The 12,722-nt window shown below is 66.2% G+C and carries 10 protein-coding genes and 1 rRNA gene; 9 read left to right on the top strand and 2 right to left on the bottom strand.

Annotation, left to right across the window (positions count from 1 at the left end):
• The first annotated feature begins 165 nt into the window (after nucleotides 1-165).
• From argC to H623_RS0114555, 7 genes are all read left to right on the top strand, one after another.
• Nucleotides 166-1,209 carry an N-acetyl-gamma-glutamyl-phosphate reductase gene (argC, locus tag H623_RS0114590; protein ID WP_022901660.1) on the top strand — a complete coding sequence of 348 codons (1,044 nt, stop codon included), beginning with the start codon at nucleotides 166-168 and terminating at the stop codon, nucleotides 1,207-1,209.
• Complete coding sequence (gene argJ / locus H623_RS0114585) at nucleotides 1,206-2,363, top strand: bifunctional glutamate N-acetyltransferase/amino-acid acetyltransferase ArgJ (RefSeq protein ID WP_022901659.1); 1,158 nt, start codon at nucleotides 1,206-1,208, stop codon at nucleotides 2,361-2,363. The genes argC and argJ overlap by 4 nt, the downstream gene beginning before the upstream one ends.
• 9 nt (nucleotides 2,364-2,372) lie before the next feature.
• On the top strand, nucleotides 2,373-3,290 hold the full coding sequence (gene argB, locus H623_RS0114580; protein WP_022901658.1) for an acetylglutamate kinase: 918 nt from the start codon (nucleotides 2,373-2,375) through the stop codon (nucleotides 3,288-3,290).
• Nucleotides 3,287-4,540: an acetylornithine transaminase gene (locus H623_RS20240; protein ID WP_022901657.1), complete on the top strand. Its 1,254-nt coding sequence runs from the start codon at nucleotides 3,287-3,289 to the stop codon at nucleotides 4,538-4,540. Before argB ends, H623_RS20240 begins: the two co-directional genes overlap by 4 nt.
• The gene (argF, locus tag H623_RS0114570; RefSeq protein ID WP_022901656.1) at nucleotides 4,537-5,466 is read left to right on the top strand and encodes an ornithine carbamoyltransferase; all 930 of its coding nucleotides are present in this window, start codon (nucleotides 4,537-4,539) and stop codon (nucleotides 5,464-5,466) included. Before H623_RS20240 ends, argF begins: the two co-directional genes overlap by 4 nt.
• Nucleotides 5,467-5,517: 51 nt before the next feature.
• Nucleotides 5,518-6,972 (top strand): argininosuccinate lyase, encoded by a 1,455-nt coding sequence (argH, locus tag H623_RS0114565; RefSeq protein ID WP_022901655.1) that lies wholly within the window; start codon nucleotides 5,518-5,520, stop codon nucleotides 6,970-6,972.
• Nucleotides 6,973-7,096: 124 nt separating this feature from the next.
• Nucleotides 7,097-7,771 (top strand): DNA-3-methyladenine glycosylase, encoded by a 675-nt coding sequence (locus tag H623_RS0114555; RefSeq protein WP_051143272.1) that lies wholly within the window; start codon nucleotides 7,097-7,099, stop codon nucleotides 7,769-7,771.
• A 64-nt stretch (nucleotides 7,772-7,835) separates the two neighbouring features.
• Here H623_RS0114555 and H623_RS0114550 read toward each other — a convergent pair whose 3' ends face one another.
• The gene (locus H623_RS0114550; RefSeq protein ID WP_022901652.1) at nucleotides 7,836-8,438 is read right to left on the bottom strand and encodes a hypothetical protein; all 603 of its coding nucleotides are present in this window, start codon (nucleotides 8,436-8,438) and stop codon (nucleotides 7,836-7,838) included.
• On the bottom strand, nucleotides 8,435-9,058 hold the full coding sequence (locus tag H623_RS20235; RefSeq protein WP_022901651.1) for a DNA-binding protein: 624 nt from the start codon (nucleotides 9,056-9,058) through the stop codon (nucleotides 8,435-8,437). Before H623_RS20235 ends, H623_RS0114550 begins: the two co-directional genes overlap by 4 nt.
• Nucleotides 9,059-9,180: 122 nt before the next feature.
• On the opposite strand from H623_RS20235, the gene tyrS reads away from it, so the two are divergent.
• Nucleotides 9,181-10,479, top strand: coding sequence for a tyrosine--tRNA ligase (gene tyrS, locus H623_RS0114540; RefSeq protein ID WP_033372081.1), 1,299 nt, complete (start codon nucleotides 9,181-9,183; stop codon nucleotides 10,477-10,479).
• 547 nt (nucleotides 10,480-11,026) lie between these two features.
• Nucleotides 11,027-12,558 (top strand): 16S ribosomal RNA (locus H623_RS0114535).
• Nucleotides 12,559-12,722 lie beyond the last annotated feature (164 nt).

The following is a 12,722-nucleotide window of genomic DNA, read 5'->3' as shown; positions in this document are numbered from 1 at the left end:
ACCTCCACCGCACAGGTCTTCACGACCCGTGCCGTGCGCCGACGTCAGTGCCGACGTCTTCTGGGCGCGCGCCGAAGCTAGGCGACGTGTACGCCGACCACGAGCCGTGGTCCGCCGTGGGCGTCGCCGTGCCGAGAACCGTCCGTCCACAATTAAGGTAGAGACATGTCCTATTCGGTTGCCGTCGCCGGCGCCTCGGGCTACGCGGGAGGCGAAGTCCTCCGCATTCTGGCCGATCATCCCTCGTTCGAGATTCGCACTGTCACCGCCGGTTCCAACGCCGGATCCCCGCTGATCGACCACCAGCCGCAGCTGCGTTCGCTCGCCCACCTCACGCTGCAGGAGACGGATCCGGCCACCCTCGCCGGTCACGATGTCGTGTTCCTGGCGCTGCCGCACGGTGCATCCGGCGCGATCAGCGCGCAGCTCGGCGGCGACGTGCTCGTCGTCGACTGCGGCGCCGACCATCGACTCACGTCCGAGTCCGACTGGAACGCGTTCTACGGCGGCGATTACGCCGGCGCCTGGCCGTACGGCGTTCCGGAGCTGCCCACGACCGACGGCAAGCAGCGGGATGCCCTGGCCGGCGTGAACCGCATCGCCGCACCCGGCTGCAACGCGAGCTCCGTCTCCCTCGCGATCGCCCCCGGTGTCGCGGCGGGTCTGGTCGATGAGACCGATATCGTCGCCGTGCTCGCCGTCGGACCGAGCGGGGCGGGCAAGAACCTCAAGACCACCTACCTCGCATCCGAGCTGCTCGGCAATGCTGTGCCCTACGGGGTGGGCGGCACGCACCGGCACATCCCGGAGATCCTGCAGAACCTGCGCGTGGCAGGGGCCGCGAACCCCGCCATCTCGTTCACTCCGGTCATCGTGCCGATGGCCCGGGGCATCCTCGCCACCGTGAGCGCCCCGTTGAAGCCGGGCGTCACCGTCGACGAGGTGCGCGCCGCATGGAACGACGCTTACGCGGGGGAGCCGTTCGTGCAGGTGCTTCCGGCGGGCAAGTTCCCGCGCACCTCCGACGTGCTCGGCGCGAACACCGCGCTGATCGGCGTCGCGGTCGACGCCGCGGCGAACCGCGTGGTGTCGATCATCGCGGTCGACAACCTCGCCAAGGGCACCGCCGGTGCCGCGATCCAATGCGCGAACATCGCGCTCGGCCTGCCGGAGACCACCGGCCTCAGCGTGAACGGAGTGGCACCGTGAGCATCACGGCACCAGCAGGATTCGCCGCCGCGGGAGTCGCGGCTGGACTCAAGGCTTCGGGCGGGCGCGACGTCGCGCTCGTGCGCAACCTCGGACCACTGCAGAACGCGGCCGTGGTCTTCACCTCCAACCGGTGCAAGGCGAATCCGGTGCTGTGGAGCGAACAGGCCGCAAGCGACGGCATCGTCTCGGCGATAGTGCTCAATTCCGGCGGCGCGAACTGCTACACCGGCACGCAGGGCTTCCAGACATCGCACGCCACCGCCGAGGCCGTGGCCGAGCACCTGGACATCTCGTCCGGTGACGTCGTCGTCTGCTCCACCGGGTTGATCGGCGAACAGCTCGATCGGGCCGCGATCATCGACGGCGTGGCGCGAGCGGCCGCGTCCCTGTCGTCGGACGAAGCCGGCGGCCTCAGCGCAGCCGAGGCGATCATGACGACGGACACGCACTCGAAGCAGGCGGTCGTCGCCGGTGACGGATGGTCCATCGGCGGCATGGCGAAGGGCGCGGGCATGCTTGCGCCCGGCCTGGCCACCATGCTCGTGGTCATCACGACGGATGCCGCGCTCGAATCCGCCGATCTGGACGCCGCCCTGCGCGCCGCCACGCGCGTCACGTTCGATCGCCTCGACTCCGACGGCTGCATGTCGACCAACGACACCGTGGCATTGCTCGCCTCCGGCGCCTCGGGCGTGAGACCCGGCGTTGACGAGTTCGCCCTCGCGCTGACCGACCTCTGCGAAGATCTCGCGCTGCAGCTTCAGGGTGACGCAGAGGGTGCGTCGCACGACATCGCGATCGAGGTCGTGCACGCGGCGAGCGAGGACGACGCGGTGACGGTCGGACGTGCTGTCTCCCGCAGCAACCTCTTCAAGACGGCGATCTTCGGAAACGATCCGAACTGGGGTCGAGTGCTGGCGGCGGCCGGGACGACCGACGCGCAGTTCGACCCGTACGGGATCGACGTGGCGTTCAACGGCGTGCAGGTCTGCACGGCCGGCGAACCGGACCAGCCGCGCGAACTCGTGGATCTCGCGCCGCGCGCCACCTCGATCGTGATCGATCTGCACGCCGGCGAACACTCTGCGACCATCCTGACGAACGACCTCACGCACGACTACGTGCACGAGAACAGCGCGTACTCGAGTTAGGCGAGCGAGATGACAGACCCCGCCGATACCGAACCGCAGCCGTTGCCCCTGGCCGGCCATCCGAGCGCCAAGGCGGCCGTGCTCATCGAGGCGCTTCCGTGGTTGAAGACGTTCCACGGCCAGACCATCGTGATCAAGTTCGGCGGCAACGCCATGGTCGACGAGAACCTGGTGCGCGCCTTCGCCGACGACATCGCCCTGCTGCGCTACGTGGGTATCCGTCCGGTGGTCGTGCACGGAGGCGGCCCGCAGATCTCCGCGATGCTCGACCGGCTCGGTATCGTCAGTGAGTTCCGTGGCGGGTACCGCGTGACCACGCCCGAGACGATGGACGTCGTGCGCATGGTGCTCACCGGTCAGATCAGTCGCGACATCGTCGGGCACATCAACCGGCACGGCGCGATCGCCTCCGGCATGTCCGGCGAAGACGCGCGACTGTTCGAGGGGCGCGTGCGCCGGGCCGTCATCGACGGTGAACCCGTCGACCTGGGTCTCGTCGGAGACGTCGTCGACGTCAATCCGGCGGGCGTCCTGGCCGAGGTTCACGCGGGTCGGGTGCCGGTGGTCTCATCGGTCGCGCTCGACGTCGACGTCCCGGGCCGCAGCCTGAACGTGAACGCGGATGCCGCCGCCTCCGCTCTCGCCGTCGCCCTCGGCGCAGCGAAGCTCGTCATCCTCACGAACGTGCCGGGTCTCTACCGGAACTGGCCCGATCGCGATTCCCTCATCTCCACGATCTCCGTCGCCGAGTTGCGCGAGCTGCTGCCGTCGCTCGACGCCGGGATGATCCCCAAGATGACCGCCTGTCTCGATGCCGTCGAGGGCGGCGTGCCGAAGGCGGCGGTCATCGACGGCCGAGACGAGCACTCCCTGCTCTTCGAGCTCTTCACCACCAGCGGCAGCGGAACGGAGGTGACCGCGTTATGACGACATCGTCCACGACCCCGGTCGCACAGGACTGGCACGACACGTTCGGCCACGTGATGATGGGCTCGCTCGCGACGCCCCAGCTCATGCTCGATCACGGCCGTGGCGCGTACGTGTGGGATGTCGACGGGAACGAGTACCTCGACTTCCTCGGCGGCATCGCGGTGAACTCGCTCGGCCACGCGCATCCGGTGCTGTTGGAGGCGATCACCTCCCAGGCCGCGAAGCTCGTGCACATCTCCAACTACTTCGCCTCCCGGCCCGAGGTGGAGCTCGCGCAGCGACTCCTGCGCATCACCGGGGCAGGCGAGAGCGGCCGCGTCTTCTTCGGCAACTCCGGTGCCGAGGCGAACGAGGCCGCGTTCAAGCTGGCGCGGCTGAACAACGCGAACGGCCGCACGCGCATCCTCGCACTGAAGAACAGCTTCCACGGCCGCACCATGGGGTCGATGGCGCTCACCGGCAAGCCGCACATGCGCGAGCCGTTCGAACCGATGCCGCCCGGCGTCGAGCACATCGACTCCACGCTCGAGGCCCTCGAAGCTGCCGTCGACGACCGCGTGGCCGCGCTGTTCGTCGAGCCCATCAAGGGTGAGGCCGGCGTGATCGATCTGCCCGCCGGCTATCTCGCCGCGGCGCGCGAGGTCACCGCCCGGCACGGCGCGCTGCTGATCGTCGACGAGATCCAGACCGGGGTCGGCCGCACCGGCGAATGGTTCGGATACCAGCTCGCGGGCATCCTGCCGGACGCCGTCACCGTCGCAAAGGGCATGGCCGGGGGAGTGCCGATCGGAGCCCTTGTCACGTTCGGCGCGGCATCCGAGCTCTTCGCGCGCGGCCAGCACGGCAGCACCTTCGGCGGCAATCCGCTCGCCACCGCGGTCGCCGGAGCAGTGCTCGGCGAGATCGAGCGGGCCGACCTCCTCGACAACGCACGGCTGCGCGGTGAACAGCTGCGCGGCATCCTCACCGGCATCGGATCGCCGCTCGTCCGGGAGGTGCGCGGCACCGGCCTGCTGATCGGCATCGGACTGAGCGAGCCGGTGGCCGACGAACTGTCGGCGGTGGCACTGCGGCACGGGCTGATCATCAATGCGCCCAACGACTCGACGATCCGGCTCGCGCCGCCCCTCATCGTCGGAGACGAGGAGGTCGCCGAGTTCGGCCGGCGATTCCGCGCGGCGCTCGCCGAGCTGACGGCGCAGCATGCCACCTCGATTCCCACCGAGACGCAAGGAGCCGTGTCGTGACCCGCCATTTCCTCCGCGATGATGATCTGAGCCCGCAGGAGCAGTCGGAGATCCTCGATCTCGCCGTGCAGGTGCGCGACGACCGGTGGGCGCGCAAGCCACTCGCCGGTCCGCAGACCGTGGCCGTCATCTTCGACAAGTCCTCGACGCGCACGCGCGTGTCGTTCGCCGTCGGTATCGCCGATCTCGGTGGCAGTCCGCTCATCATCACGACGGCGAACAGCCAGCTCGGCGGCAAGGAGACTCCGTACGACACGGCGCGCGTGCTGGAGCGCATGGTGTCGGCGATCGTGTGGCGCACCTACGCGCAGTCCGGCCTCGAGCAGATGGCCGAGGGCACGACCGTCCCCGTCGTGAACGCGCTCTCCGATGACTTCCATCCCTGCCAGCTGCTCGCCGATCTCCTCACGATCCGGGATGTCTATGGCAGGCTCTCCGGCCTCACCGTCACCTTTCTCGGCGACGGCTCCAGCAACATGGCTCAGTCCTACCTGCTGGCGGGCGCCGTCGCCGGCGTCCACGTGCGCGTCGCCTCCCCGCAGGAGTTCGCGCCGAGGGATTCCGTGGTGTCGGACGCCGATGCGATCGCCGCGACGACGGGCGGATCGATCACGCTCTACACCGACCCGTTCGAGGCCGTCGCCGGCGCCGACGTGGTCGTCACCGACACGTGGGTGTCGATGGGCAAAGAAGAGGAGAAGGCTCACCGCATCGCCGCCATGGCCGACTACAAGGTGACCACCGAGCTGATGTCGCTGGCCAAGCCATCCGCGATCTTCCTGCACTGCCTGCCGGCCGATCGCGGCTACGAGGTCGACCCCGAGGTGATCGACGGCCCGCAGAGCGCCATCTGGAACGAGGCGGAGAACCGGCTGCACGCGCAGAAGGCGCTGCTCGCCTGGCTGCTGGCGAAGGGCCAGTCATGAGCATCCCGGCACCCGGGAACGCGGTGACGACGAAGGCGATGGAGACGAAGCATGGCTGATCAGCACGGCAACCGCGCGGGTGAGGCCGGCGCTCTCTGGGGTGGGCGGTTCTCTGGTGGCCCGTCACCGGAACTGACCGAACTCAGCCGGTCGACGCAGTTCGATTGGCGTCTGGCCGAGTACGACATCGCGGGTTCGAAGGCGCACGCGAAGGCGCTCGCCGCAGCCGGCTATCTCACCGATGCCGAACTGGCCGGCATGACCAGCGCGCTCGAGTCGCTGCGCGTCGACGTCGTCTCCGGGGCGTTCGGCCCGGAGCCGAGCGATGAAGACGTGCACTCGGCGCTCGAGCGCGGCCTCGTCGATCGCGCCGGAACGGAGCTCGGCGGCAAGCTCCGCGCGGGCCGCAGCCGTAACGATCAGATCGCCACGCTGGTGCGGCTCTTCCTCCGCGACCATGCCAACCGTCTGGCGCGTCTCGTCCTCGACCTGATCGACGCGTTGGCGCAGCAGGCCGAAGCCCACCCGGATGCCATCATGCCGGGTCGTACTCATCTGCAGCACGCACAGCCGGTGCTGCTCGCGCATCACCTGCTGGCGCACTGCTGGCCGTTCGTCCGCGACCTCGAGCGCCTTGCCGACTGGCGGGCGCGATCGGATGCCTCGCCCTACGGCTCGGGAGCGCTCGCCGGCAACACGCTCGGTCTCGACGCAGGCCTGGTGGCGAGCGAGCTCGGGTTCTCCCGCGTCGTGGAGAACTCCATCGACGGCACCGCGTCCCGCGACCTCGTGGCGGAATTCGCCTACATCACGGCCCAACTCGGAGTCGATCTGTCGCGCATCGCCGAGGAGATCATCCTCTGGAACACTCGCGAGTTCGGCTTCGTCACGCTCAGCGACTCGTATTCGACCGGATCGTCGATCATGCCGCAGAAGAAGAACCCCGACATCGCCGAACTGGCCAGGGGCAAGGCCGGTCGCCTGATCGGCAACCTCAGCGGTCTTCTCGCCACACTCAAGGGTCTTCCGCTCGCTTACAACCGTGACCTGCAAGAAGACAAGGAGCCGGTGTTCGACTCGATAGACACGCTCGAGGTCCTGTTGCCCGCGTTCACGGGTATGGTCGCGACGCTCGCGTTCCACACCGATCGGATGCGTGAACTCGCCCCGCAGGCGTATTCGCTCGCCACCGACGTGGCCGAGTGGCTGGTGAAGCAGCACGTGCCGTTCCGCGACGCGCACGAGATCACGGGCAACCTGGTCTCCTACGCGGAGTCCCACGGACTCGAGCTCGACGAGGTGGACGATGCCGCGCTGGCCCGGATCTCGCCGCAGCTGACCTCGAGGGTGCGCGACATCCTCACACTCGACGGGTCCGTCGCCTCGCGCAGCGGGCTCGGCGGCACAGCGTCCGATCGGGTGGCCGAGCAGCGCAGTCATCTGACCGAACGCGTGCGCGTGCTCTCGGACGCGCTCTTCGGCGATCGATCGATCGGCCTGGTCTGAGGGGGCGGATCATGGCGAAGCGTCGTGGGACCCGCAACCGGGTGATCCAAGCGGTCGTCTGGGTCGCAGTGCTCCTCGTGGTCGGCTCCGTTGTGGCCGCGCTCGTGCTCGGCGGAAGCCTGTTCTGAACCACGTGCGCGCCCCGGAACGATCATTCTTCGAACGGGACTCGGTAGCGGTGGCTCCCGATCTGCTCGGAGCAGTGCTCTCGCACACGACACCCGAGGGGACCGTGTCGCTGCGGCTCACGGAGGTCGAGGCCTACCTCGGACACGGCGACGATCCCGGGTCGCACGCGTTCCGGGGAAAGACACCGCGCAACGCAGTGATGTTCGGCGAACCCGGCCACGTCTACGTCTACTTCACGTACGGCATGCACGCGTGCGCAAACCTCGTGTGCTCGCCGCAGGCCAGAGCGTCGGCGGTGCTTCTGCGCGCCGCCGAGGTCGTCGAGGGCGTCGATCTCGCCCGCTTGCGCAGGTCGGCGGGCCGGGGAGGCACTGCGCACGAGCACGAAACGCGGGCGACCCAGGTCTCCGATCGCGATCTGGCCAGAGGACCGGCACGGCTTACGGTGGCCGCCGGCATCCGTCTGGACGAGAACGGTGCGGATGCCTTCAGCGCCCCGTTCTCGCTCGTCCTGCCCGACGAGCCGGTCGCCTCGGTCGCAGCGGGTCCCCGAACGGGAGTGAGTGGTGCCGGCGGCGACGGCGGGCGGTACCCGTGGCGGTTCTGGATCCCGGGTGAGAGATCGGTTTCACCGTACAAGCGGCATCCGAAGGCGGGATCCGCGAACTGAGGCCGCTCGCGCAACCGCGGTGACGCGGGAGACCCGGGGCGGTTGTCTCGGACCTGTGACGTCCTCAGGCGCCGATGACGAACCGGAACAGGGCGCCGCATGCGGCAGCCCAGACGAGACTGACCAGCGTGCCGATGATGAATCTCTCTCTCGCCTCGGCGGCGGCCAGCTCCGTGAAACGCCCCACGCTCTTCACCGCGACGACCACCGCGATCGCCGCGGGGTAGCCGACCATGATGCTGGCCGTGGCTGCCACTCGCTCGAATATTCCGATCACGGTGCCGCCGCGCAGCACTTCGCCGCGCTCCACCTCCCCGTCGGGGAGTGTGGCGGATTTCGTGACGACGATCCCGCCGTGGGCGCCCTCGCGCACGCTGCCGCGTGAGGCGAGCGCGAGGGTGAAGAGCACCGCCGGCCCGCCGCCGAGCACGCTGAGCGCGAGTGCGGCCAGGGCGACCAGCACGCTGACGCCGGGAACGGGAGGCCGATGCGGCATGAGCACGATGATGGTGCCGACGACGATCGTGGTCGCGGCCGTGATCACCAGCCATCGCCGGGGCGTGCGCAGGGTCACGGCCGCGCACACCACTCCGAGCGCGAGCACGGCGATCACGATCCCCCAGTACACGGTGGCGAGAATCAGATCCAGCCCGAAGTCGTGGTTCACGCGGAGACTCCTTCGTTCGACTGCCGATCGAGGTCCCGCAACAGCCTACTGAGCGCCGGCACCGCGGCATCCTCGATCTTGAGGGCGGCGGCACGCGCGCGTGAACTGACCGCAGGAGCGCTGATCCCGAGCCGTTCGGCCGCCTCGCGTTGGGTCAGGTCTTGCTCGAGCAGGTCGTACAGCTCCCAGCCCGCCTCGCTCCGTCGGCTTCGCATGCTCAGCAGCAGATCGATGAGCGCCTCGAGATCGGATGCCTGTGCTTCGTTCGCGTCGCTGCCGGAACGCAGGGCGAATCGTGGGATCGTCTTCTTCGCGGCGTCGACGGCGTCGCGCGCGGCGAAGAATGCGGGTCCGCTTGCGGCGCGCACGTTGTCGGGAACCGGCTCGCGCACCGAACCGACGCCGACACCCGTGCTCCAGGTCCCTGCGCGGTCGAGCATGAGGACGATCCCCAGCGCCGCCGCCGAGTCGTGGGTGATCGCCTGCAGCTCGTCGCCGGCGTTGCGGTCAGGTGGGAGGGCGAGCAGATCACCGAATCGGTCGTCGAGCGACCGCAGCGCATGCCCGACGAGATCGGGCGCGTTCCTGCTGTTCACCTGATCCGCTGTGATGACGAACATTCCCGGTCCTCCTTCGCCCCACTCTTCGAGCCATAAGGCTACAGGCCTAACTGCCGCCTTGTAAAGCCAACATCCTTAATTATCGGGAGACTAGGGCGGAGGGCCTTGGTACTGTGTATCGCGTGCCAGCCGACGTACTCGCCACTCAGTGCAACGATCCCGATTTCGACGACATCTGGCAGGAACTCGTGTGGCGCGGACACATCCACGTCTCCACAGATCCCGAAGCGCTGCGCGAGGCACTGAATGCGGGTCCGATCACCTATTACTGCGGGTTCGATCCCACGGCACCGAGCCTTCATCTCGGCAACCTCGTGCAGCTGATCGTGATGCGCCGGCTGCAGCTCGCCGGACACCGTCCGCTGGGCCTCGTCGGCGGGTCAACGGGGCTGATCGGCGATCCGAAGCCGACCGCTGAGCGCACGCTCAACACCAAAGAGACCGTTTCGACATGGGTCGGTTACCTGCAAGGACAAGTCTCGCGCTTCCTCAGCGATGAGGGCGAGAACGCCGTGCGACTCGTCAACAACCTCGACTGGACGGCGCCGCTGTCGGCCATCGACTTTCTCCGCGACATCGGCAAGCACTACCGGGTCGGCACCATGCTGAAGAAGGATGCCGTCTCGGCGCGCCTGAACTCGGATGCCGGCATCAGCTACACCGAGTTCAGCTACCAGATATTGCAGGGCTACGACTTCCTCGAGCTGTTCCGTCAGTACGGCTGCGTTCTGCAGACCGGCGGCAGCGACCAGTGGGGGAATCTCACGAGTGGAACCGACCTCATCCATCGCGTCGAGGGCGCATCAGTCCACGCCATCGGCACCCCCCTCGTCACGAACAGCGACGGCACGAAATTCGGCAAGAGCGAGGGCAATGCCGTCTGGCTCGATCCGGCCATGACCAGTCCGTACGCCTTCTACCAGTTCTGGCTCAACGCGCTGGACGCCGATGTCATCGATCGGCTCAAGGTCTTCACCTTCCTGCCGCGCGCCGAGATCGAACGCCTCGAGAAGGCGGTGGCCGAGGAGCCGTACAAGCGAGAAGCACAGCGTGCCCTTGCCCTCGAAGTGACCACATTGGTGCACGGCCGTGCCGCCACCGAGGCGGCCATCGGCGCCGCTGCTGCGCTGTTCGGCAATGGTGATCTCGCCGCGACCGACACCGGCACCCTCGATGCAGCCCTGCGAGAACTGCCGAACACCACGACGTCGCCGGACGCACCCATCGCTCAACTCCTCGTCGACACGGGGCTCACGTCGAGCCTTTCCGACGCACGCCGTGCCATCAGTCAGGGCGGTGTCTACGTGAACAACGACAAGGTCGACGACGCCGCGGCCACCATCGCCGGCCGGGTACTTCCGACGGGAATGGCGGTGCTACGGCGGGGCAAGAAGACCCTCGCCGGCGTCTTCGTCGAGTGACGGGCGCTGCGGATGCCTTCGACACGCCCGACGTGCCGTCACGATTTGCGCGCCCCGGCCGCCGCTGCGTAAAGTAATCACTCGTCACCCCAAAGGTGCGGAAAGTCCGAAGGGCTTCCGGCCTCAAGCGGGACCGATCCTCAGCCGAAGAGCTACTCCTCTTGTAGGAGAGAACCACTGGCCTGTAGGATGGAAAATCCACTCGGAGCCTGATCTCAGATCATCTGGATCTCCCGGTGTCGATGCGCCCCCGGGCGCCGACGATGCCGGATCGCCAGCTTGACAAGAACGGCGAGAGTGGTAAGGTAGAGAAGTTGCCCCGGAGAGCAAGTCGAGAGACTGAAAACCGGGAGTGTCCGATCCTTGAGAACTCAACAGCGTGCACAATGTTCAATGCCAATTAACCTCGGCACTGATGGCGGCCTTTTTTGGTTGTTGTTGGTGCGAGATTCCTTTTGGTTAGATATTTTGAATGTCAGTTTGATATTCGATCTAGTCAGACAAACTCGCCTTCTTCCAGGTTTTGCTTGGTTGGGGGTAATCATTTTTTATGGAGAGTTTGATCCTGGCTCAGGACGAACGCTGGCGGCGTGCTTAACACATGCAAGTCGAACGATGATCCTTGGAGCTTGCTCTGGGGGGATTAGTGGCGAACGGGTGAGTAACACGTGAGTAACCTGCCCTTCACTCTGGGATAAGCGCTGGAAACGGCGTCTAATACTGGATATGACCCGCACAGGCATCTGTTGTGGGTGGAAAGATTTTTTGGTGGGGGATGGACTCGCGGCCTATCAGCTTGTTGGTGAGGTAATGGCTTACCAAGGCGACGACGGGTAGCCGGCCTGAGAGGGTGACCGGCCACACTGGGACTGAGACACGGCCCAGACTCCTACGGGAGGCAGCAGTGGGGAATATTGCACAATGGGCGCAAGCCTGATGCAGCAACGCCGCGTGAGGGATGACGGCCTTCGGGTTGTAAACCTCTTTTGGTAGGGAAGAAGCTTTTCGTAAGTGACGGTACCTGCAGAAAAAGCACCGGCTAACTACGTGCCAGCAGCCGCGGTAATACGTAGGGTGCGAGCGTTGTCCGGAATTATTGGGCGTAAAGAGCTCGTAGGCGGTCTGTCGCGTCTGCTGTGAAATCCCGAGGCTCAACTTCGGGTCTGCAGTGGGTACGGGCAGGCTAGAGTGCGGTAGGGGAGAATGGAACTCCTGGTGTAGCGGTGGAATGCGCAGATATCAGGAAGAACACCGATGGCGAAGGCAGTTCTCTGGGCCGTAACTGACGCTGAGGAGCGAAAGCGTGGGGAGCGAACAGGATTAGATACCCTGGTAGTCCACGCCGTAAACGTTGGGCGCTAGATGTGGGGACCATTCCACGGTTTCCGTGTCGCAGCTAACGCATTAAGCGCCCCGCCTGGGGAGTACGGCCGCAAGGCTAAAACTCAAAGGAATTGACGGGGGCCCGCACAAGCGGCGGAGCATGCGGATTAATTCGATGCAACGCGAAGAACCTTACCAAGGCTTGACATACACCAGAACGCCCTAGAAATGGGGTTCTCTTTGGACACTGGTGAACAGGTGGTGCATGGTTGTCGTCAGCTCGTGTCGTGAGATGTTGGGTTAAGTCCCGCAACGAGCGCAACCCTCGTTCTATGTTGCCAGCACGTGATGGTGGGAACTCATAGGAGACTGCCGGGGTCAACTCGGAGGAAGGTGGGGATGACGTCAAATCATCATGCCCCTTATGTCTTGGGCTTCACGCATGCTACAATGGCCGGTACAAAGGGCTGCGATGCCGTAAGGTGGAGCGAATCCCAAAAAGCCGGTCTCAGTTCGGATTGAGGTCTGCAACTCGACCTCATGAAGTCGGAGTCGCTAGTAATCGCAGATCAGCAACGCTGCGGTGAATACGTTCCCGGGCCTTGTACACACCGCCCGTCAAGTCATGAAAGTCGGTAACACCCGAAGCCGGTGGCCCAACCCTTGTGGAGGGAGCCGTCGAAGGTGGGATCGGTGATTAGGACTAAGTCGTAACAAGGTAGCCGTACCGGAAGGTGCGGCTGGATCACCTCCTTTCTAAGGAGCATGTGGCATCCCGTTGGGGGTGTCCAGAGGCCAGTTCCGGAGCGGATGTCTTCGGCTGGTTGCTCATGGGTGGAACATGGACATTGGTGCGTAGCTGAACGGCGCGCGACCTAGTACGGTCCCTTCGGGGATCTGGAACGGTTCGGGTCGGGGGG

Source organism: Humibacter albus DSM 18994 (assembly GCF_000421825.1).
Classification (GTDB): Bacteria; Actinomycetota; Actinomycetes; order Actinomycetales; family Microbacteriaceae; genus Humibacter; species Humibacter albus.
The sequence above is the reverse complement of the archived record's forward strand: the minus strand, read 5'-3'. Positions and strand labels throughout refer to the sequence as shown.